The sequence below is a fragment of the Rhodococcus sp. NPDC060090 genome (assembly GCF_042729855.1).
In the GTDB taxonomy this organism is placed as follows: Bacteria; Actinomycetota; Actinomycetes; order Mycobacteriales; family Mycobacteriaceae; genus Rhodococcus.
This window is the reverse complement of sequence record NZ_JBHWXB010000007.1, coordinates 1-20,569: the sequence shown is the minus strand read 5'-3', so window position 1 is coordinate 20,569 and position 20,569 is coordinate 1. Positions and strand designations below refer to the sequence as shown.

17 protein-coding genes and 5 pseudogenes are annotated in these 20,569 nt (G+C 65.8%); 17 read left to right on the top strand and 5 right to left on the bottom strand.

All coding sequences use genetic code 11. The annotated features are described in order from the left end of the window. The first annotated feature begins 63 nt into the window (after nt 1-63). The 8 genes and pseudogenes from ACFWCF_RS11175 to ACFWCF_RS11140 all read left to right on the top strand — a co-directional run bounded on the left by ACFWCF_RS11175 (nt 64) and on the right by ACFWCF_RS11140 (nt 6,226). A complete protein-coding gene (locus ACFWCF_RS11175) occupies nt 64-1,443 on the top strand; it encodes a rhodanese-like domain-containing protein (RefSeq protein ID WP_378560934.1) in 1,380 nt (459 codons plus the stop codon). A 31-nt stretch (nt 1,444-1,474) separates the two neighbouring features. Beyond that, complete coding sequence (locus ACFWCF_RS11170; RefSeq protein ID WP_378560931.1) at nt 1,475-1,879, top strand: thioredoxin family protein; 405 nt, start codon at nt 1,475-1,477, stop codon at nt 1,877-1,879. A gap of 331 nt (nt 1,880-2,210) precedes the next feature. Next, the gene (locus ACFWCF_RS11165) at nt 2,211-3,470 is read left to right on the top strand and encodes an IS701 family transposase (protein WP_378560928.1); all 1,260 of its coding nucleotides are present in this window, start codon (nt 2,211-2,213) and stop codon (nt 3,468-3,470) included. A 170-nt stretch (nt 3,471-3,640) separates the two neighbouring features. Further along, on the top strand, nt 3,641-4,921 hold the full coding sequence (locus ACFWCF_RS11160; RefSeq protein ID WP_378560925.1) for an MFS transporter: 1,281 nt from the start codon (nt 3,641-3,643) through the stop codon (nt 4,919-4,921). Between the two features lie 70 nt (nt 4,922-4,991). After that, nucleotides 4,992-5,334: pseudogene (locus ACFWCF_RS11155) on the top strand (TlpA disulfide reductase family protein); the annotation flags it as partial. Between the two features lie 43 nt (nt 5,335-5,377). Continuing rightward, nucleotides 5,378-5,607: pseudogene (locus ACFWCF_RS11150) on the top strand (cytochrome c biogenesis protein CcdA); the annotation flags it as partial. A 16-nt stretch (nt 5,608-5,623) separates the two neighbouring features. After that, a pseudogene (locus ACFWCF_RS11145) lies at nt 5,624-5,908 on the top strand (cytochrome c biogenesis protein ResB); the annotation flags it as partial. Nucleotides 5,909-5,923: 15 nt separating this feature from the next. Further along, on the top strand, nt 5,924-6,226 hold the full coding sequence (locus ACFWCF_RS11140) for a hypothetical protein (protein WP_378560922.1): 303 nt from the start codon (nt 5,924-5,926) through the stop codon (nt 6,224-6,226). Here ACFWCF_RS11140 and ACFWCF_RS11135 read toward each other — a convergent pair. The 3 genes from ACFWCF_RS11135 to ACFWCF_RS11125 all read right to left on the bottom strand — a co-directional run bounded on the left by ACFWCF_RS11135 (nt 6,176) and on the right by ACFWCF_RS11125 (nt 9,401). Then, complete coding sequence (locus ACFWCF_RS11135; RefSeq protein ID WP_378560919.1) at nt 6,176-7,153, bottom strand: IS481 family transposase; 978 nt, start codon at nt 7,151-7,153, stop codon at nt 6,176-6,178. The genes ACFWCF_RS11140 and ACFWCF_RS11135 overlap by 51 nt on opposite strands. 329 nt (nt 7,154-7,482) lie before the next feature. Further along, nucleotides 7,483-8,628 (bottom strand): sensor histidine kinase, encoded by a 1,146-nt coding sequence (locus ACFWCF_RS11130; RefSeq protein ID WP_378560916.1) that lies wholly within the window; start codon nt 8,626-8,628, stop codon nt 7,483-7,485. Then, complete coding sequence (locus tag ACFWCF_RS11125) at nt 8,625-9,401, bottom strand: winged helix-turn-helix domain-containing protein (RefSeq protein WP_378492897.1); 777 nt, start codon at nt 9,399-9,401, stop codon at nt 8,625-8,627. Before ACFWCF_RS11125 ends, ACFWCF_RS11130 begins: the two co-directional genes overlap by 4 nt. 136 nt (nt 9,402-9,537) lie before the next feature. Between ACFWCF_RS11125 and ACFWCF_RS11120 the strand changes: the two genes are divergently transcribed. Together ACFWCF_RS11120 and ACFWCF_RS11115 are read left to right on the top strand one after the other, a co-directional pair. Continuing rightward, nucleotides 9,538-9,825, top strand: coding sequence for an SHOCT domain-containing protein (locus tag ACFWCF_RS11120; protein ID WP_378492898.1), 288 nt, complete (start codon nt 9,538-9,540; stop codon nt 9,823-9,825). Next, nucleotides 9,818-11,338: a multicopper oxidase domain-containing protein gene (locus tag ACFWCF_RS11115; protein WP_378560913.1), complete on the top strand. Its 1,521-nt coding sequence runs from the start codon at nt 9,818-9,820 to the stop codon at nt 11,336-11,338. Before ACFWCF_RS11120 ends, ACFWCF_RS11115 begins: the two co-directional genes overlap by 8 nt. A gap of 95 nt (nt 11,339-11,433) precedes the next feature. Here the strand turns inward: ACFWCF_RS11115 and ACFWCF_RS11110 are convergent, their stop codons facing one another. Continuing rightward, complete coding sequence (locus tag ACFWCF_RS11110) at nt 11,434-12,648, bottom strand: IS110 family transposase (RefSeq protein ID WP_378560910.1); 1,215 nt, start codon at nt 12,646-12,648, stop codon at nt 11,434-11,436. Between the two features lie 230 nt (nt 12,649-12,878). On the opposite strand from ACFWCF_RS11110, the gene ACFWCF_RS11105 reads away from it, so the two are divergent. From ACFWCF_RS11105 to ACFWCF_RS11085, 5 genes and pseudogenes are all read left to right on the top strand, one after another. Further along, nucleotides 12,879-13,544 carry a DUF305 domain-containing protein gene (locus ACFWCF_RS11105; protein WP_378560907.1) on the top strand — a complete coding sequence of 222 codons (666 nt, stop codon included), beginning with the start codon at nt 12,879-12,881 and terminating at the stop codon, nt 13,542-13,544. 54 nt (nt 13,545-13,598) lie between these two features. Continuing rightward, entirely contained in the window at nt 13,599-15,761 is a 2,163-nt protein-coding gene (locus tag ACFWCF_RS11100) for a copper-translocating P-type ATPase (protein WP_378560904.1), read from the top strand. Nucleotides 15,762-15,800: 39 nt separating this feature from the next. After that, entirely contained in the window at nt 15,801-16,649 is an 849-nt protein-coding gene (locus ACFWCF_RS11095) for a F510_1955 family glycosylhydrolase (RefSeq protein WP_378560901.1), read from the top strand. 240 nt (nt 16,650-16,889) lie between these two features. Beyond that, nucleotides 16,890-17,193: pseudogene (locus ACFWCF_RS11090) on the top strand (hypothetical protein); the annotation flags it as partial. A 238-nt stretch (nt 17,194-17,431) separates the two neighbouring features. Then, nucleotides 17,432-17,566, top strand: a complete 135-nt coding sequence (locus tag ACFWCF_RS11085; RefSeq protein WP_378492903.1) for a hypothetical protein — start codon at nt 17,432-17,434, stop codon at nt 17,564-17,566. A gap of 255 nt (nt 17,567-17,821) precedes the next feature. On the opposite strand, the pseudogene ACFWCF_RS11080 reads toward ACFWCF_RS11085, so the two are convergent. After that, nucleotides 17,822-18,007, bottom strand: a pseudogene (locus ACFWCF_RS11080) (transposase); the annotation flags it as partial. Nucleotides 18,008-18,689: 682 nt separating this feature from the next. Between ACFWCF_RS11080 and ACFWCF_RS11075 the strand changes: the two are divergent. Both ACFWCF_RS11075 and ACFWCF_RS11070 read left to right on the top strand, forming a co-directional pair. Next, nucleotides 18,690-18,983, top strand: a complete 294-nt coding sequence (locus ACFWCF_RS11075) for a DUF1214 domain-containing protein (RefSeq protein WP_378561458.1) — start codon at nt 18,690-18,692, stop codon at nt 18,981-18,983. A gap of 86 nt (nt 18,984-19,069) precedes the next feature. After that, nucleotides 19,070-20,203 carry an IS630 family transposase gene (locus tag ACFWCF_RS11070; protein ID WP_378560898.1) on the top strand — a complete coding sequence of 378 codons (1,134 nt, stop codon included), beginning with the start codon at nt 19,070-19,072 and terminating at the stop codon, nt 20,201-20,203. The last annotated feature ends 366 nt before the right edge of the window (nt 20,204-20,569 follow it).

Sequence of the window (20,569 nt, the reverse complement as noted above, 5' to 3'; positions counted from 1 at the left end):
CCCTAGGGGGTATATGCCATCCTTGTCTACATCGAGACCGAAACGACCTTTACGGAGGAATCCATGATTCTCGAGCAGTACTACATCGAGTGCCTCTCCCACGCGTCCTACCTCATCGGCGACGAGAGCACGGGCCGGGCGATCGTCGTCGACCCCCGTCGCGATATCACCGAATACCTCGACGACGCAAGAAAATACGGACTGACCATCGAAGGCGTCATCAACACCCACTTCCACGCCGACTTCGTCTCCGGCCACCTCGAACTGGTCGACGCCACCGGCGCCTGGATCGGATTCGGCGAAGCTGCCGAGACCGACTACCCCATCCGCCGCCTGCGCGACGGGGAGAAGCTGTCGCTCGGTGAGGTCGAACTCGAGATCCTGTCGACGCCGGGACATACCTGGGAGTCGATCTCGGTGCTGGTGCGCGAGCATTCCGAGGCCGTCCCGGCAGCGGTGCTCACCGGCGACTCGCTGTTCATCGGCGATGTCGGCCGCCCGGACCTGGTCAACCTCGGGGACGGCTCGACCAGTGATCTGGCGCGTGCGATGTTCCACACCGTGCACGCGAAGCTGCTGACGCTGCCCGACGAGGTCGTCGTCATGCCCGCCCACGGTGCCGGTTCGTCCTGCGGGAAGAACCTGTCGACCGAACTCACCTCCACCATCGGGGAGCAGCGCGCCACCAACCCGTCCGTGCAGCCGATGAGTGAGGACGACTTCGTTGCCCTGGTGACCGAAGGTCAGCCGGCTGCCCCGGCGTACTTCTCGGTCGATGCAGCGATGAACAAGCGGATCCATCCGCTCCTGATGCAGGACCATATGATTCCGGAGTTGACTCCGGAGCAGGTGAGGGCCGAACTCGTCGTCGGCACGCGTGTTCTCGATGCGCGCAGCGTCGATGATTTCGCCGCCGGGCATCTGCGTGGTTCGGTCAACGTCGGGTTCGACGGGCGTTTCGCGGAGACCGGTGGCATGGTCGCCGAGGTCGGTGAGAAGATCGTGCTGATCACCTATCGCGGTGAGGAGCAGGACGCCGCGATGCGTCTGGCCCGTATCGGATCCGACGGTGCCGTAGGCTATCTGAATGTCGACCACGATGGGGTATTTCCCGCGGAACTGGCCGATCTGATCGAGACTGCACCCCGGACGACGGTCGACGAGCTCGACCGGTTGCTTGCTGCCGATGCGGTCACCCTCGTCGATATCCGCAATCCCGGTGAACTCGAATCCGGAACCATTCCGGGTGCGGTTCCGATCCCGTTGGCGCAGTTGCGTACTCGACTCGACCAGGTTCCTTCCGGTAAGCCGATCGTGGTGCACTGCGCGGGTGGATGGCGTTCGAGCGTGGCGGCGTCGCTGCTGCGTGCTCAGGGTTTCGAGAACGTTACAGATCTGCTGGGCGGCTACAACGCGTGGGCCGAATCCCACGTACCCGCCTGATTATTCCGGCGTCGAAGAAGGAACGGAACCCATGACAACGAAGAACCTCACGATGGCGGACTTCGAATCAACCATCGTCGGCAACGGCAACGGCAACGGCAACGGCAACGGCAACGGCATCGTGCTCGTCGACTTCTGGGCACCGTGGTGCGGCCCGTGCCGTGCCTTCGCTCCGGTCTTCGAGAAGTCGTCACAGACGCACCCCGAGATCGTGCATGCCAAGGTCGACACCGAAACCGAGCAGCAACTCGCCGCCATGGCGAACATCCGCTCGATTCCGACGATCATGGCCTTCCGAGAAGGCGTGCTCGTCTACTCACAGCCCGGCGCGTTGCCGGCACCTGCTCTCGAGGACCTGGTCACCTGGATCGAGGCCCTCGACATGGCCGAGATCCACAACCGGATTGCCGAACAACGCGCGGCCTCCCGCTCCTGACCCCTGTACTGGTGCAGGATCCAACTCTCATCGAGGAGAACTCTCATGTGTTACCCCGTCACCTGCTCGAACTGCGGAAGAACCGGATGGGGTGGATGCGGACAGCATGTCGACGCGGTCATGCGTTCCGTGCCCGCCGCCGATCGCTGTACCTGCAGCCAGGCCACCGCCCCGGCCACCGCCGAACGCCGCACCTTGCGTTCGCTGTTCCGGCGCTGACCATCGCCGCACACGCGATGTCCATCCGTCGACTCCTAGTAGGACTTTGTTAGGTTTGTCACTTCGGCTGTGAGGGCTCGAGATTCGGCGTGATTCTCGAGACGATGACGGGGTGGATGCTGCAGCCCTGACGAACGCCGGTGAACGTCTCGATGTGTTTGTCGAGGAAGTGTTCTCCTCGCTCACGCGCAAGGATCAGCGGGCGACCGCGGGTGTGTACGCGCGGGGGTTGATGCTCGACGGCCGCCGCAAATCGATGCAACCGATGGCGCAGCGCCTCGGTGTGGACCACCAGCGCCTGCAGCAGTTCGTGACGACTTCGCCGTGGGACGTGGTCCCGGTCCGGAAGACGCTCTCGCGTAAGGCATGCGATCTGATCGATCCGGACGCGTGGGTCATCGACGACACCGGCTTCGCCAAGGACGGGGACGGCTCGCCCGGGGTGGCGCGGCAGTATTCGGGAACGTTGGGCAAGGTCGGCAACTGTCAGATCGCGGTCAGTGTGCATGCCGCCACCGATGCCGCCTCGGCGCCCTTGGACTGGCGGCTGTTTCTGCCCGAGAGCTGGGATGATCAGTCCACGACCGACCCCGAGGCGGTCGCGGCGATCACCGCTCGCCGGATGCGGTCCGCGGTCCCCACCGGCGAGCATCATCGCCGCAAGTGGGAGTTGGCGCTCGAGATGATCGACGAGCTGATCGAGTGGGGCCGGGTCCCGCCGATGGTGGCCGCCGACGCCGGCTACGGCGACGCCACCGCGTTTCGTGAGGGCCTGACCGACCGTGGCATCGGCTATGTCGTCGCCGTCAAAGGCGCTACCACGGCCTATCCCGGTGGCGTCGTCCCAGAGGCCGCGGCGTACACCGGGCGCGGACGCCCGCCGACACCGCGCTACCAGGATCCGCATTCGACCTGCAAGGATCTGGTCCTCGCCGCCGGAACCTCCGCTCTGCGGGACGTGACGTGGCGCCACGGCACCAAGGCCGACCCCGGCAACCCCACCGCGGCGATGCGCTCGAGGTTCGCCGCCCTGCGGGTCCGTCCGGCGAACCGCGACATCTCCCGCGGTGAGGACGGCACGCTGCCGCAGGTGTGGTTGCTGGCCGAGTGGCCGGACGGTGCCGAGGAGCCCACCGATTTCTGGCTGTCGACCCTGCCGGCAGACACGCCGCTGGCCGAACTCGTCCGCCTCGCCAAAATTCGCTGGCGTATCGAGCACGACTACCGGGAGCTGAAAACCGGTCTTGGGCTTGACCATTTCGAGGGACGTTCCTGGCTGGGATGGCATCACCACGCCACCTTGGTCACCGCCGCTCACCTGTTCATCACCACCTTACGGTTGACCGACCCAAAAGCGGTTGGGCAGGACTGACCCTCTACGGAATCCTCCGTGAACTCCAACGCGCGCTTGCTCGTTGGATCGGTACCTGCCCACTGTGTCACCACGCCTTCCCGACGTAACAAAGTCCTACTAGTAGCGGTCGAAGCGGTGATCTCCGGCCCGGAGACGGGATCGTCAGCCCAGGCCGTGGAGGCCGGGTCGTGAGCACCAGGGACACGCCCCGGCCTCCGGTGCTGGGCCTACGTGCCAACGCCGCCCAGTTCGCACTCCTCGTGGCCGTCAATGCTCTGGTCGGAGGCATGGTCGGTCAGCAGCAGACTGTACTTCCGTTGCTGGCTGAGGGCGAATTCGGTTTGAGCGGTTACACATTCATCTTCACCTATGTAGCGGCCTTCGGTATCACCAAGGCGATCGCCAACTACTTCGCCGGGACCTTCTCCGACCGCTACGGACGCAAACCCGTACTGCTGGCGGGATGGTTGTTCGCCCTACCAGTGCCCCTGATGCTCGTTCTCGCCCCCGACTGGTGGTGGGTGGTGGCCGCCAACGTGCTGCTGGGTATCAATCAGGGACTGACCTGGTCCACGACGGTCGTGATGAAGATCGATCTGGTCGGCCCGTCGCGGCGCGGCCTGGCCATGGGCCTCAACGAGGCTGCCGGTTACGGTGCCGTCGCCGTGACTTCGTTGTTCGCCGGTTACCTGGCCGAGCATTTCGGTCTGCGGCCCGCGCCCTTCTTGCTGGGGCTGGCATATGCCGCTCTGGCACTGCTGTTGTCGGGTGTCTTCGTGAAGGAGACCCGGGCGCACGCGCTGCTCGACGCCGGGCATCACGTGGCCCGCGCCGACGGTCTCCACGACCATCTCCACGCGGATCTGACCAACCGGCAGATCCTGGTCCAGACGAGCCTGCGGGAACCCGCTCTGTCCTCGGCGAGCCAGGCGGGACTGGTCAACAACCTCAATTTCGGTCTCTCGTGGGGTTTTTTCCCATTATTGTTCGCCACCGCGGATCTCACCGTGGCACAGATCGGCCTGCTGTTCGCTCTGTATCCGGCAGTGTGGGGAGCAGGCCAATCTGTCACCGGAGCCGTCTCGGACCAGATCGGACGCAAACATCTGATCACCGCGGGGATGATCACTCAGGCGGTCGCTCTGGTGGTCATCGCGCAGAGCGACACGTTCACAGGCTGGGCGATCGGCACCGTGCTGGTCGGTGCGGGTACGGCCATGGTCTATCCGACCCTCCTGGCTGTGATCGGCGACGTCGCTCACCCGCTCTGGCGTGGACGCGCCGTCGGCGTCTACCGTGTCTGGCGCGATCTGGGCTACGCGGTCGGGGCGATCCTCGGCGGGATCGTCGCCGACCTGATGGGTCTGCACGCGGCCGTCTGGGTGGCCGCCGCCGCCAGCGCTACGTCCGCGCTGATCGTGGCCGTACGCATGTACGAAACCCACCAACCGCTCCCGGCCGATCGGTAGGACAAGGACCGCTGCACGATCGGGCGCTCGGTGTCCTCCCTCGGTCTCCTCGACGGGGCACCGCGGACAGGGTCAACCGCCACTGCTCGATCTCTGGGCCTCGTGGTGCGCACCGGGTCGCAGCGAAACCGACTACCTCGAAAGGGCCTTCGGTGCTACCTGCAACCTGGACGTGCAGTTTCTCGGATCAACGTCCGCGATCCCCAGCGTGACCAGGCGCAGGACTTTGTCATCGACAACCAGGTCACCTACCCGTTGATCTACGACCCGCCGATGCGCGCCCTGACCGCCCTCGGCGACAATTTCCCACCGGTGTCATCCCGTGCTCGGTCGGCAGCATCGGGTGGCCATCGGGTGGCTGCGGTATTCCTACGAGCGCTGTTGACGAGGACCTGCAACCGGTCATCGAACGGGGTCACCGTCGCCGCCGGTCTGTTCGTCGCGGGGTGCACCGTGGTGTTCGCTCTTGGATGGACGCCGTGCCTCGGCCCGACGCTGTCCGGGGCTGCCGCACCGAAGGCGCCACCGCAGCCCGCGGAGTGCTGCTGATCGTCGCGTAGTGCCTGGGGCTGGGCCTGCCGTTCGTGGCCGTGGCATTCGGGTCGGCGTCGGCGTTGCGCGGTATCGGATGGCTACGGCGGCATTCGCGACACATTCAGATCGTCGGCGGTGTGATGCTCATCGCCCGTTCGCGGTCATCTTGGCACGACGGTGAGGTTCGACGGCGCCGAGGAATTTGCTTATCCACAGGTCGCCCACGATCCCGCCCAGAACTGGGTGCTGGTCTTCGCCATCACCATGATGGGTGGACTGCTGGCCTCGCTGGTGATCAAACGCTGCCGGATCTGGGTGCGGCTGAGCCCCGTCGGCGAAGCCACCGCCGTCGAGCCCGGGGGACTGGCCCGCACCGACCAAGCGGGGTGGGGATCGGAGTTCACCGACCTGTGCCAACGCCTGCTACTCGACACGTCGGCGGCTTCCCCATAAAGACCATTAGCGCATGTGGATCGACGGGACCCTCGCCCGCTACTCCGATCTGAGCTCGAAACCACTTTCGCCGTGTATCTGCTGGCGCTGACGCTGTTTGTCGCCGAGTTCGCGGCCGTGCGGGTATGCCGCACCGCACCGGAACCGGTATCGCCGGGGGCCTGGGTGGTCACCGAGGCGGTGCGTGCGCGCGTGCTGTTCGGTGGCCTTCCGTGGGGCCGTCTCGCCTTCGGACAGACCGACGGACCGTTGCTGCCGCTGGCCTCGCTAGCTGTTCTTCCCGGGGACGTTGTGCACAATGATGCGGTCGATGGGTGATTTTCCGCCGATGCCTGTGTGGGGTCTGTGGTGATTGTAGTCATGGACCCAGGTCTGGTAGGTCGCTACGCGGGCATCCTCGGAGAGGTAGGTGTGAGCGTAGGCCCATTCCTGATTCAGGGTTCGGTTGAACCGTTCGACTTTGCCGTTGGTCTGCGGCCGGTACGGTCTGGTCCGATTGTGCTTGATATCGTCACCGAGTGTTTCTGCGAATAGCCTTGATCGGTAACAGGATCCGTTGTCGGTGAGGACTCGTTTGACGATGATGTTGTGGAGGCTGAAGTAGGCGTTGGCGCGGATCCAGAACGCTGAGGCAGTTTCCTTCTTCTCATCGCCCAGGACCTCCGAATAGGCCAGCCGGGAATGGTCGTCGACGGCGTGGTGGATGAATGCGTAGCCCAAACCTTGGCGTGTGTTGTTGCGCTTGCCTTCTTGGCGCCCGAGCTTGCGGTGGCCGCCGCCGTTGGGGATCTTGCCCAATTTCTTGATGTCGACGTGGATCAGATCACCCGGCGCGTCGTGTTCGTAGCGAACCGGCTTCGGCCGCCGGACCGCCAACCCGGTGTTCTGATCCAGATGTCGCAACAACGGCATCTTGAAGCGTCGTAACACCGTTCCGACGGTGCTCCGAGGTAGGTGCAGGTGGAAGGCGATGCGGTGTGGCCCCCAGCGCCGCGTGAAGCGCAGGTTGACGATTCGCCGTTCAGTCTTGGTCGGGGTACGGCCAGGACTGCGTTGCGGGCGACTGGAGCGGTCGACCATCGCCGCCTCGCCGCCGGCCCGGTAGCGATCCGCCCATTTCTTGGCTGTGGTGGGTGAGCACTGGAACCGTTCGGCTGCGCGCCGGATCGTCCAACCCTCCACAACGATGGTCATCGCGAGTTTCAATCTGCCCTTCGGGGCGAGCAAGGCATTAGCGTGGGACACGAGGACCTCTCGGTTGTCGGTGCAGTTGTGGTAACCACACCGATACCGGAGGTCCTCACCTATCTGTCGCTGCCACGCCGTGCACAATGTCCCTGGTCATTACAGCTAGCCGGAGCACCGGGATTGAGCTTCACCGAAGCCCTGATCGGGACCGCCGCGGTTGCGGTAGTAGGCCGGGTACGCCGCGGAGGTACTCGAGTTGATACGAATGCCGCCGATTCAAGGTGAAAGAGTCCTGCGGCCTGCTTTCCTTACACGTAGGGGAAAGACCTCTCCGGTTCGTCCTGCGGCGCATGTCGGGGCGTGGAATCGTGTGATGCCCCAGCAGATCAGAGCTTGATGATCGGCAGTTCGATGGTGAAGCACGCTCCGCGGCCGGGCCCGTCGCTGTGGACCCGGACGCGGCCGTGGTGCGCCTCGACCAGGGTTCGGGTGATGGTCAGTCCGATCCCGGTGCCGCCGTGGCTGCGGTCGCGGGCGGTATCGGCCCGGTAGAAGCGGTCGAAGAGATGATCGAGGTGATCAGAGGCGATGCCCTCACCGGTATCAGCCACCGTGATCTCCACCCGATCGTAGTTCGCTCGACTGCTGGCAACGGTGACGGTGCCGCCGGCCGGGGTATGGCGTAGGGCGTTGTCGAGCAGGTTGCCCAACACCTGACCGAGACGGTCGGGATCTGCCGCTACAACCATGGAGTCGTCGATCCGGCTGTGCAACACGACGCCTTTGCTCTCGTAGCGTTCGCGCACCGCATCGACCGCGGCTGTGACCAGCGCACCGGTGGTCGTCGGCACCGGTCGGATGCGGGTGAGATGTTCTTCGGCGCGTGAGACCGCGGTGATGTCCTGGGCGAGACGACCCAGCCGGTGGGTGGCGCCGCGCAACACCTGGCGGGTGTCGTCGTCGAAGGTGCGGACGCCGTCGTCGAGGGCTTCGAGATAGGAGTCGAGGGTGGCGATTGGAGTGCGCATCTCGTGGCCGAGATCGGACAGCATCCGGCGCCGGGTGCTTTCGGTGGCCTCGAGACGGCGGGCGAGCTCATTGACCGTGACTGCGAGTTCGTCGAATTCACGGCCCAGCCCGGGGCTGTGCACGCGGGTGTCGTAGCGGCCGCTCGCGATCCGGGCAGCCGAGGTGGTCACCGCCGTCAGCGAGCGTTGGACACGGCGGGTGAGATACCAGCTCACCGCCAGCGCCAGTAGCACCGCGATCGCAATCGCCATGCCCCACGCGAGGACGATCGCCCAGGTGAAGGCCATTTCGACGTGGGCGGCCTGGCTGGAGTTGTGGTCGATGCCGGCCTGGCCGAGGTGGTCGTGGAAGATGCCGGGGGCGAGTGCGGAGGCGACGATCCAGGCGCTGACGGCGCAGCCGACCACCACCACGGTCAGTGCGAGAAACAGCCGGGTGCCGAAGCTCGACCCGGTCAACGCGCGCCGCTCCGACGGCCCCGACACGGAGGTTCGGGGGTTCATGCTCCGGTGCCCATCCGGTAGCCGACGCCGCGGACGGTGCGCACGTAACGGCCGCGGGTGGCGTCGTCGCAGAGTTTGCGGCGCAGATGCCCGATGTGCACATCGACGAGGTGCTCATCCCCTGTCCAGCTCGGCCCCCACACCGCCTCGATCAGCTGAGCCCGGGTGAGCACCACGCCGGGATCGCGTGCCAGGGCGGCAAGGACGTCGAATTCGGTGCGGGTCAACGCCACCGGCATCCCGGCGACGGTGACCTCGCGGCCGTCGACATCGAGGGCCAGGTCACCGACACGGTGGACCAGATCCGCGGCGGCGCTTTCGGCCGGCCTCGGTGCGGCGATACCGGTGCGGGGACGGCGCAGCATGGCCTGGATGCGGGCCATCAACTCCCGGGGGCTGAACGGTTTGCTCATGTAATCGTCCGCGCCGACGGACAGCCCGATGAGGGTGTCGATCTCCTCGGTGCGGGCGGTGAGCATCACGACATACGCGTCGGAGAAGGTGCGCAGTTGCCGGCACACCTCGACCCCGTCCAGATGGGGCAGGCCCAGATCGAGGACCACGACATCGGGGTCGACCTGCCGGGCAAGGGTGACGGCGTCGGCGCCGTCACCGGTGATCGCGGTCTCGAACCCGTCGCGTTCGAGATACGAGCCGATCAGGGTCGCCAACGGCGCCTCGTCCTCGACGACCATCGCCCGCAACCCGGTCAGTGGGCGCTGCGGCGCCGCCGGGTCGCTGGTCGCGGTAGGGGTGCGAGCGGAGGAGTCCATGTCGTCCATCTTCGCCAGCCATTCCTGGTGTCGACGCCTCGGTGGGGCTTCTTGAGCAAATCTTCATACGACCTCCACAGGAATCGGGGGGTACACGCGCCAGGCTGGAGACACGAACTTGGGAAAGGAGGCGACCATGATGGGCTGGGCAGGTGAGCTGACCTGGACCGGATGGATCGTCATGGCCGTGTGCATGGTCGCGTTCTGGGCGGTGGTGATCTACCTGGTGGCCATGATGTTCCGCACCGACCGCGCCCACGGGCCTGGTCGCACCACCGCGGAGGCCGATCCGCTGCAGCTGCTCGAAGCACGCTTCGCCCGCGGCGACATCGACTTCGACGAATTCATGGCCCGCCGGCAGGTGCTGATGCACCCCGACGACACCACCGCGACCGATCACCGGCAGGGGCATATCCATGGCTGAGCTGACCCGCCGATCCTTCCTTCTCGGATCAGTCCTTGCCGGCGCCGGAGTCCTGGCGGCCTGTTCCGGCTCGGGCTCGCCGACCGGTGCCCCCGTGCAGCCCTCGTCGACTGCGGTACGCCGTGCCGAGCAAGCGCGCCGCAGCCCGGGCGGCCAGCAGGTGGTCACGGCCCGGTTGACGCCGCGCCCGGTCGAGGTGGACCTCGGCGGGCGTATCGTCTCGACCTGGGGCTACGACCAGAGTCTGCCCGGGCCACTGATCCGGGCCCGTGCCGGGGATCTGCTGCGGGTGGAGGTCGACAACCAACTTCCGGCCGAGACGAGCGTGCACTGGCACGGGCTGGCGTTGAGCAACGACATGGACGGGGTGCCCGGGCTGACCCAGGATCCCATCGCTGCCGGGGCGCGGTTCGCCTACGAGTTCACGGTCCCGGATCCGGGCACCTACTTCTATCATTCGCATTCCGGGCTCCAGCTCGACCGCGGCCTGTACGGGGCTCTGGTCATCGACGACCCGAACGAGCCCGGCAAATACGACCACGAATGGATCGTGGTACTCGACGACTGGCTCGACGGCACCGGCCGCACCCCCGACGAGGTGGCCCGCGACCTGGGCATCGGCGCCGCCCCGAGTGAGAGTGGCGATGCCGGGATGGGCGGGATGGACCACGGCGCCATGGACATGGACGGCATGGACATGGGTGAAGAAACGATGCTCTCCCCGCTGCTCGGCGGCGCCGGGGACGTCAGCTACCCGCACTTCCTGGTCGGCGGACGGGTCCCCGAGGACCCGATCGTGTTCACCGCCACACCCGGGCAGCGGGCACGGATCCGGTTCATCAACGCCGGCGCCGACACCGCCTTCCGCGTCGCCCTCGGCGGGCACCGGATGACGATCACCCACACCGACGGCTTCCCCGTCGTCCCGCAGGACACCGACGCCCTGCTGATCGGCATGGGCGAACGCTTCGATGTGCTCGTCACCCTCGGCGACGGCATCTTCCCGTTGTTCGCCCAGGCAGAAGGCAAGACCGGGCACGGACAGGCCCTGGTGCGCACCGCCGCCGGCGAACTACCCGCCCAACCTCGCCCCGGCGAGCTGGACCGGCAGGTGCTGCTCGGCACCGACCTCACGCCCCGCGACTATGTGCGCCTGGCCGAGCAAGACCACGATGTGTATCACAGCGTGGATATGGGCGGGACCATGACGCCGTACCGGTGGACCCTCAATGGCCGTGCCCACCCCGACATTCCGCCGCTGAACGTAACCGAAGGGCAGCGGGTGCGGATGCGGATGCGGAACATGTCGGACATGTTCCACCCGATGCATCTGCACGGACATACCTTCGCGCTCACCGACACCGGTCTGCGGAAGGACACCGTCACGATCGGGCCGATGCGCACCGTCGAGATCGAATTCGACACCGACAACCCCGGCCAGTGGGCGCTGCACTGCCACAACGCGTATCACCAGGAAGCCGGGATGATGACCACCGTGTCCTACCTGGCTTAGGCTCAGGTCTGCCGCCTGGATTCCTGTCTGTCCCGCCTCGCGTCGACCAGCTCCCTGGTCGACGACCGCTCCAGAAAGGACTCTCAATGACCGTGTCAAGCCGCAGCCGTGACCGGAGCCGGGTTGTCGATGCTGAATTCTCGGCCGTCCCGCAGCAGTGCCCACAGGACATCGACCAGGCGTCGAGCCAGGGCTAGGAGAGCTTGGGTATGGACCTGTCGTTCACTGCGTTTGCGGTCGTAGAAGCGTCGCGACGGCCCGTTCTTGTAGCGCAGACTGGACAGCGCCGCCATGTAGAACACCCTGCGCATGCGCCGGTTGTAGCGTTTCGGGCGGTGCAGGTTCCCGGAGACCCGGCCGGAATCACGTGGGACGGGCACCAGCCCGGCATAGGATGCCAAGCGTCCAGCGCTGGCGAAAGTGGTCAGGTCGCCGCCGGTGCCGACGAGGAATTCCGCGCCCAGTCCCGGCCCCATCCCGGGCAGGGATTCGATGATGTGCGCCCACGGGTGCTGACGGAATCGTGTGGTGACGAGCTTGTCGGTGTCCTTGATTTCACGATCGAGATCGAGGAGCTTGCGCGCGATGCGCTTGATCAACATCGCGGTATCAGCTTCGCCCGGCAGGGTCAGCGTCTGCCGCTGCGCGGCCTCGACCGCCGTGACTGCGGTCTTGGCGATACCCGGCTTCCAGGCGCCGCCATTGGCGAGATATGTTGCGACTCCTTCCGTTCCGGCGTCGCGGATCTCGGCTGGGGTACACATGCCGGTCACAAGGATCAGCGGGGCTCGGTTCGAGTAGTCGAACGCGGCCTCGAGTGCCGGGAAGATCGATCCGAGCAGCGAGCGCAGCCGGTTGATTCCGGCGACCCAGTCCGACATCAGGTCGGTGCGGTAGCTGGTCAGTTGGGCCAGTCCGACTACGAGCTCGTCGGGCATCGTGACCTGGCTCAGGTCTCGGCGCAGGCGGGCTGTTTCGGCGATCACCTTCGCGTCCTTGGCGTCGGTTTTCCCTTCTCCGCGGAATCCGTGGGTCATCGTGTTGACCACCCGGCCAGGCACGTACGTCACCGTCTGGTCGGCGGCGAGCAACACGCTGATCAGCAGCAGCGCCATCGGGCTGGTCAGATCGATCGCCCACCGCACCTGATCGCCGGTCCGGCCGGCGCGGGCGATGACGGCTTCGATCGCGGTCTGGTCGTTGGCGAGCCTCTGGCTGAATATCGTCGTGCCGGCCTTGTCGACGGCGCACGCGTGATGCGTTGTTTTGCCGACATCGATTCCGACCCATATCTCCGGGTGAGTTGTCATCTGTGTGCTCCTGACCTCGCAGTTCATGCCCGTGGACAACCCCGCCGACAGATCCCTAAACAGCGACGACGATCCGCAACAAGCTCTCAATCAGCAGTCGGAGCGTCCAGCGCGGTGGGGCAGCCAGTCCTTCCGAGCCTCGACCGAAGCAAAAACCCATCAGCTACACCCCACCGCTCTGGGCATCCAGGGCACTTACCCCAGACACCTACAAACTTAGGGATCTACCCATGAACAACAAGAAGGTTCTCGCCGTCGGCGCCACCGCACTGGCGGTGGTGTTCGCCGCCGCTGCGTGCAGCGACACCGGGACCGACACCGACACCACCGTCGCGACCTCGCCCGCCACGACCTCGGCGAGTACCTCGGCCGCCGACGAGGCCGCAGCGCACAACGACGCTGATGTGATGTTCGCGCAGATGATGCTGCCGCACCACAGTCAGGCCATCGAGATGAGCGACATGCTGCTGGCCAAGCAGGATATTCCCGCGGACGTGACCGCCCTGGCCGAGCAGATCAAGGCCGCTCAGGGCCCGGAGATCGAACAGCTCGAGTCCTGGCTCGAGCAGTGGGGCGAGCCCACCGAGATGCCCGAGACCGGAAACAACGACATGCCCGGCATGGACATGGACGAGGGCATGGACGGTATGGGGGGAATGCAGATGGAGGGGATGATGAGTGAGGAGGACATGCAGGCACTGTCCGATGCGCAGGGCACTGAGGCCGCTCGCCTGTTCCTCGAGCAGATGATCGCCCACCACGAAGGCGCGGTCGACATGGCGCAGACCGAGATCGAGGACGGACAGTTCCCCGACGCGGTGGAGATGGCCCGCACCATCGTCGACACCCAGCAGCAGGAGATCGAGACCATGCGTGAGCTGCTGACCACCCTGTAACCGGCAGGTCCCGCCTGGTTTCCTCTCGGCCCCGCCACCCCAGGAGGCTTTTCGATGTCGCATCCGGAGCACGGACACCCCCACCCGGACCCGGCGCCCGCCGGACACGAGCCCGGCGCCGACGTCCAGAGCCCGCCACCTCAGCAGCACGATGCGCACGTCGGCCACGACACCCACGCTGACCACGACGCCCATGCAGGCCACGGCGGGCATGATCGGCACGCCGGGCACGGGGCACACGGGGAAATGTTCCGCCGCCGGTTCTGGGTGTCGCTGGTGCTCTCGATACCGGTGGTGTTCTTCAGCCACATGGTCGCCGACCTGCTCGGCTACACCATGCCGGACTTCCCCGGCGCCATGTGGATCCCCCCGATCCTGGGCACAGCGATCTTCGTCTACGGCGGCATGCCGTTCCTCACCGGCGGCTGGGCCGAACTACGCTCGCGCCGACCCGGGATGATGCTGCTGATCGCCATGGCGATCACCGTCGCGTTCCTCGCCTCGTGGATCACCACCTTGGGTCTCGGCGGGTTCAACCTGGACTTCTGGTGGGAACTGGCCCTGCTGATCGTGATCATGCTGCTCGGGCACTGGCTCGAAATGCGCGCCCTCGGCTCCGCCTCCGGCGCCCTCGACGCCCTCGCGGCGATGCTGCCGGACACCGCGGAAAAGATCACCGACACCGGTACCGCCGACGTTCCCTTGTCGGAGCTTGCGCTCGGGGATCTGGTGCTGGTGCGCGCCGGAGCCCGGGTACCCGCCGACGGCACCGTCACCGACGGCCGCGCCGAGGTCGACGAATCGATGATCACCGGCGAATCCAAGGCGGTCACCCGCGAGGTCGGCGACACCGTCGTCGCCGGGACCGTGGCGACCGACAGTGCCCTGCGGGTGCGCATCACCGCGGTCGGCGAGAACACCGCTCTAGCAGGCATCCAGCGGATGGTCGCCGACGCCCAGGCCTCCTCGTCCCGCGCGCAGGCGCTGGCGGACAAGGCCGCCGCGTTCCTGTTCTACTTCGCCACCGTCGCGGGCCTGCTCACGTTCGCGGTGTGGTCGCTGCTGGGCAACATCGACGAGGCCGTGGTGCGCACCGTCACCGTCCTGGTCATCGCCTGTCCTCACGCTCTCGGGTTGGCGATCCCACTGGTCATCGCGATCTCCACCGAACGCGCCGCCCGCGCCGGGGTGCTCGTCAAGGACCGGCTCGCGCTCGAACGCATGCGCACCGTCGACGTGGTGCTCTTCGACAAGACGGGCACGTTGACCCAGGGCCGGCATCAGGTCACCGGCGTCACCTCCACCGCCGACATCGGCGAGAAGCAGTTGCTGGCGCTGGCCGCGGCGGTCGAAGCCGACAGTGAACATCCCGTGGCGCGGGCCATCGTGGCCGCGGCCGAGTCTCGGGTCCCGGCGTCCGAGCAGGTCATCGCTACCGACTTCCGGTCGCTGCCCGGGCGTGGGGTGCGCGCACTCGTCGACGGCACCGAGGTGACTGTCGGTGGCCCGGCCATGCTCAGCGACCTGTCGTTGTCGGTACCGGCCGACGTCACCGCCGCGGCCCAGCAGTGGGTGGCACGCGGCGCCTCGGTGTTGCACGTCGCCGACAGTGAGCGGGTCCTCGGCGCGGTCGCGCTCGAAGACTCAGTGCGCGAGGAATCGCGCCAGGCGATCGACGCGTTGCATGCTCGCGGGGTGAAGGTCGCGATGATCACCGGTGACGCGCGGCAGGTCGCCGAGGCGGTGGCCGCAGATCTCGGTATAGACGAGGTCTTTGCCGAGGTACTGCCCGAACACAAGGACGCCAAGGTCACCGAATTGCAGGATCGCGGTCACAAGGTTGCGATGGTCGGCGACGGCGTCAACGACGCACCGGCGCTCGCCCGCGCCGATGTGGGTGTGGCGATTGGTGCCGGCACCGATGTGGCCATCGAATCCGCCGGGGTGGTGCTGGCGGCGAACGATCCGCGGGCGGTGTTGTCGATCATCGAACTTTCCCATGCCAGCTATCGGAAGATGGGGCAGAACCTGGTGTGGGCGACCGGCTATAACGTCATCGCTGTGCCGCTGGCCGCCGGTGTGCTGGCCTTCGCGGGGGTTGCGATCTCCCCGGCGGTCGCCGCGATCTTGATGTCGGTCTCGACCATCGTCGTGGCACTCAACGCCCAGTTGCTGCGCCGCCTCGACCTCGACCCCACCCGCCTGGCTCGCTCCTGAGCCGGCACCCCATCGATCCGAAACGAGTTCCTTTCTCTCATGTCGATTCTTCCCCTGCGCCGGTGGGCGCGTGTCCTGGCTCCTGTTGCTGCGGTGGCTGTCCTCGCCGGCTGTGCTACCGATGAACAAACCACCACCCCAGCGGATTCGGACTCACCAGCCTCAGTATCGGAAGTGTCCGCCACCGCGTTGGAACCGGCACTCGATCATCTGCACGGTCTGCACCTCGATGCGGACGGTGTGGTGCTGGCCGGCACCCATACTGGCCTCGTCGAGATCGCGTCGAACGGGCGCACCACCCGAGTTGGGGGCTCCGACGACGACTTCATGGGTCTGACCGGGGTGCCGGGCACTGACCGTCTGTTCGCGTCCGGGCATCCGGGGCCGTCGAGTTCGGCGCCGAACCCGCTGGGGCTGATCGACAGCCTCGATGGCGGCCGCACCTGGACCCCGAAATCCTTGACCGGCGAGGTGGATTTTCACGCCCTGGCCACCGACGGCATGTTGCTGGTCGGCTTCGACGGCACCACCGGATTGCTGACCTCCACCGACGGCGGAACCAGCTGGACCCCAGGCGCTCCGATGGCCGCGGCCGCGCTCGCTGTCACCGACGGCGGGGTGTGGGCGACTACCACCGCCGGGCTGCAACACAGCACCGACTCCGGGCTCACCTTCACCGTGGTACCCGGCGCCCCGTCCTTGGCGTTGCTCTCCGCCGCGCAGGACGGCTCGTTGTGGGGCATCGACACCGCCGGTACCGCGTGGCGCAGCCGCACCGGGCAGAGCTGGGAACCACGCGCGGTGGTCGGGCGGGTCGAAGCCGTGCTGGCCGTCGACTTCGACATCGCCTACGCCGCGACCGCCGAGATGCTCTACCCACTGAACTGAACTTCCTCAGCTCCCGCGATCTCACCGACATTCCCGCGCGGCCTCTCGGGAAATACGGGAGTATCGTACGGCCTTCTCTATCATAATTCCAGGTGGAGCCTTGTTTTCCTGTAAGTCCTGCACAGGATCGGTGGATGCACGTCGCCTGCATGAACACACTCAAAAAATTGGGGTAAAATGCGCACGCCGGGCGCATTTTCGTGACCTGGGGGGTATCACTCAAGGTTTGTGCGGGTCGGTGACGAAAAGCAAAAACTTGTCGAGCAGCCCGGAGAATCCGACGACCTACTGCGCCTGGGGCTACATCGGCTGCCGATCGGAGAATTCCCGCTCCTGCGCGGGTTGGCGTCGTCACTGGCCCTCGTACGACGGCTCCGCCGAACTCGAACGCGGCATCGATATCTTCCTCGCTGGGTTGGCTGCAACGCTGACTTCCTCGGAAAGTGCGTCGCCGCAGAAGAGTTACCGCTTCTTTGGTCATCCGTGTCCGGTGAATCGCGGCGCGGGCGGGCCGGAGGCCATGCTTTGGCTGCGGACCAGATGATCGGGCAATCAGTGCTGCTGCCATCACCAGACACTTCAGACGCTCGAAGCACACGTCGGCCTTGCGTACACGCTTGTGTCCGCCTCATCGAGGTCACGCTCTCGCTTCCGCCCCAGGGGTTTCCGTCCCTGGGATGCGGCGCTCCGGTGTGCAGAATTGCTCTACAGCCAGGTGCACCCCAGAGCGCAGGCGCGCAGAAATGGACAGGAGGTCAACATGGAACTGCTACGGGGCCTGGGTGAGTAGTACGGGGGTCCTTGCGGCCGTGCTCTGGCTCGTCGGTGCGCTGCTGTGCGTGACGGTCATCCTGATTCCGCTGGGTATCCCGGTCGTGAGGCTCGTCAACTGTCTTTCGGCATTGCCGGGAAGTTGATACATCTCCCTGATCCCGCGGCACGTAGGCGCACGTCGACCTGCCCGATCGCGGTGATGGCGTGCGGTCCCGGTTTCGCTCCGCGCGGAGTAAATCTCCAGCGGGCAGATCACCAGCGGCCGTTGACTGCCAGCCCGGCCGCTGATCGGCCGACCCGCTGGTCGAGCTGACATCGGTGCAGTGCCGCTGGTCGCATACTGCTCGGGTCGTCGAGATGCAGTCGAACTGGTGTCGAGGTTTCGACTGCTCCCAGGTGCTGTCGGCCGACCACCGGTTGAAACGCTTGTAGATCGAGTTCCACTTCCCGAACCTCCGGCACGTCCCGCCTGGCACCCCGGTGCGGTGCTGCCACACCATTCCCTCGACCGCGAGCCGGTGGTCTGTCCAGGGCCGCGATCTCCCCAATACTGCTGGCCGCAACGGCTCCATCATGGCCCACATCTCGTCGGAGACCTCAGTTCGAGTCACCATCGCAAGCGTCTCGGGGCACGCAGCCGAGACGATGCCGGGTGTGTTTGGTGTTTCATTACTGGCCTGACGCCTGCAGACCGGCGGATAGGTTGGTCGAAGACACGAGTTCGCGAGATGAGGAGCCATGATGACCGCAGCAGCAGCCGCCCCATGCCGGGAACCGTGATGACACCGGCCTATGTGAAAGCGATCGGTCGCCGAACTCATCCGGAAGGTCAACATCTATCCGCTCGACGAGTTCGACGGTGCCGTCAAGGAGTATGACTGGGCATCCGTGCCTCGTTCCCTGTGCCGGGCGATGTCCCGGCCGACGAGATCCACTGGGTCGACCCCGACCGCTACTTCGATCACCTCCCAGAAGTCCTCGACGCTGTGCCGCCCCTGCCCGGCGAGGAAGCGTTCTACCAGCAATTCCGTGCCGTGCTCGCGGTAGCCGACTCTGACCCCGCTATCAAGGCGGCATTGGCCGAGGCGGCCAGGGAGACCGAACGAGACGTGATCACCCCGCTGCTGCGGTGGGAGCACAACGGCCCGGCCGCGGGAAACGGCTTACTCCCCGAAGAACAACTCCACGTTCGGGACCGATTACCTCACCCGCACCGCGATTGCCCGATCGAACATGTTCGAGAACGTGCCCCAGGAGACGAAGTAAATATTCACCGACACCGTCACCGCCGGCGACCAACTCATCGGCACCCATCAGTACACCGTCACATTCGCACCCGGGGAACTGCCCCCCGTGGACGGCTTCTTCTCCATGACGTTGTACAACAAGCATCACTTCTATTTCGAGTACGACCTTGGCCGCTACTCGCTCGGCACCAAGAACCCCGACCTTGTCCGCGACGATGACGGCTCTCTCACGTTCTACCTGGGCAACGTTCGACCAACATCCGCGCCGCACAGCAACTGGATCCCCGCACCAGCCGACGACTTCTCCATCTAGTGCCGCACCCGTGAACCTTTGCCCGTTCTGGCCGACACGCCGACCGGTTGCGGAGTGTCGGCCACGGGATCGGTCAGCCTGGTCGAGTGGCGGAACGAGTACGAGTGAGAGAACTCGACGACGACGAAGGCAGACGGCTGGTGCGGATCATCCGCCGAGGCACCGGATCGGTGGTGACCTGGCGACGCGCCCAGATGGTCCTGCTCTCGGCCCAGGGCATGCCGGTGCCGAAGATCGCCGAGGTCAGCTTCACCAGCGCGGACCGGGTCCGCGATGTCATCCACAACTTCAATACCGATGGGTTCGACTCGCTGTACCCGAAGTACGCCGGCGGGCGACCGAAGAAGTTCACCCTGCCCGAACGCCGGGAGATCAAGAAGATCGCCAAGTCCACCCCCGTCGAGCACGATCTGCCGTTCTCGACCTGGAGCCTGACCAAACTCGCCGAGTTCCTGGTCGCCGAGGGGGTGGTCGACGACATCAGCCACGAAACTCTGCGCGTGCTGCTCCGCGAGGAGGGTGTCTCCTTTCAAAAAGTGAAGACCTGGAAGAGATCTCGGGACCCCGAGTACGCGGTGAAGAAGGCCCGGGTCGAGCATCTGTATGCGATCGCCGATGGTGAGGTGACGCCCGATCCCAATGAGCCACAGGTGATCTTCTGTCTCGACGAGTTCGGACCCTTGAATCTGCAGCCGCATCCGGGCCGGCAGTGGGCCGAGCGTGGCGGCAAGCACAAGGACCCGGACCGGGAGCCGCGGTGCCGGCGGCGGGCGACCTACACCCGTCCGCACGGGGTGCGGCACCTGTTCGCCGCATACGACCTGGGAAAGGACAAGCTGTACGGTCATGTGAAGACGACGAAGAACCGCACCAAGTTCCTCGAGTTCTGCCGTTACCTGCGCAGCTTGTATCCGGCCGATGTCCGTGTTGCGATCGTGTGCGACAACTTCTCACCGCACCTGACCACCAAGAAATGTCGGCGAGTCGCCGAGTGGGCAGAGGCGAACAACGTCGAGTTCGCGTACACCCCGACGAACAGTTCGTGGTTGAACCGGATCGAGGCGCAGTTCACCGCGTTGCGGTACTTCGCGCTCGACGGCACCGACCACAGCAGTCACCGCGAGCAGGCGTCGATGATCCGTCGCTACATCATCTGGCGCAACAAGCACGCCGAGGACCGGCGGCTACGGGAGATCGTCGACAGGGCAAACGTTGCGTGATGCGGCACTAGATCCGTGCGTACTGGCCGAAAGAAGCAATCCTCGACGGGACTGGGCCCCGCCAGTCGTCACCAGGATCAACCAGAGATCGACTTGATCAACACGCCCTGGCGGGCCGGAGCAGACAAGCCTCCTGGTCGCAGTTCGGTGGGCGAGTGTGTGCGACCCGAATCCTGCCCCGGCGACAGCGGACAGTACCCAGGCATGAGTGCTCTCACACTGAACCGGGACCTCGTCCCGCGGGGAGTTCCGGTGACAGGGCGGTCAGAATTGTCAACGGCACCTGAAAACTGACCCCTTTCCGGCAACCGAAAATTGACCCCTCGAGTCATGCGACAGCCACTACCCCTCTGCAGCACGGCCAGT

Excerpts from the sequence above, each read along its gene's own strand:
- ACFWCF_RS11175 (WP_378560934.1), top strand. The coding sequence starts at position 64 with ATGATTCTCGAGCAGTACTACATCGAGTGCCTCTCCCACGCGTCCTAC.
- ACFWCF_RS11130 (WP_378560916.1), bottom strand. The coding sequence starts at position 8,628 with ATGAACCCCCGAACCTCCGTGTCGGGGCCGTCGGAGCGGCGCGCGTTG.
- ACFWCF_RS11120 (WP_378492898.1), top strand. The coding sequence starts at position 9,538 with ATGATGGGCTGGGCAGGTGAGCTGACCTGGACCGGATGGATCGTCATG.
- ACFWCF_RS11100 (WP_378560904.1), top strand. The coding sequence starts at position 13,599 with ATGTCGCATCCGGAGCACGGACACCCCCACCCGGACCCGGCGCCCGCC.
- ACFWCF_RS11095 (WP_378560901.1), top strand. The coding sequence starts at position 15,801 with ATGTCGATTCTTCCCCTGCGCCGGTGGGCGCGTGTCCTGGCTCCTGTT.
- ACFWCF_RS11110 (WP_378560910.1), bottom strand. The coding sequence starts at position 12,648 with ATGACAACTCACCCGGAGATATGGGTCGGAATCGATGTCGGCAAAACA.
- ACFWCF_RS11105 (WP_378560907.1), top strand. The coding sequence starts at position 12,879 with ATGAACAACAAGAAGGTTCTCGCCGTCGGCGCCACCGCACTGGCGGTG.
- ACFWCF_RS11115 (WP_378560913.1), top strand. The coding sequence starts at position 9,818 with ATGGCTGAGCTGACCCGCCGATCCTTCCTTCTCGGATCAGTCCTTGCC.
- ACFWCF_RS11170 (WP_378560931.1), top strand. The coding sequence starts at position 1,475 with ATGACAACGAAGAACCTCACGATGGCGGACTTCGAATCAACCATCGTC.
- ACFWCF_RS11125 (WP_378492897.1), bottom strand. The coding sequence starts at position 9,401 with ATGGACTCCTCCGCTCGCACCCCTACCGCGACCAGCGACCCGGCGGCG.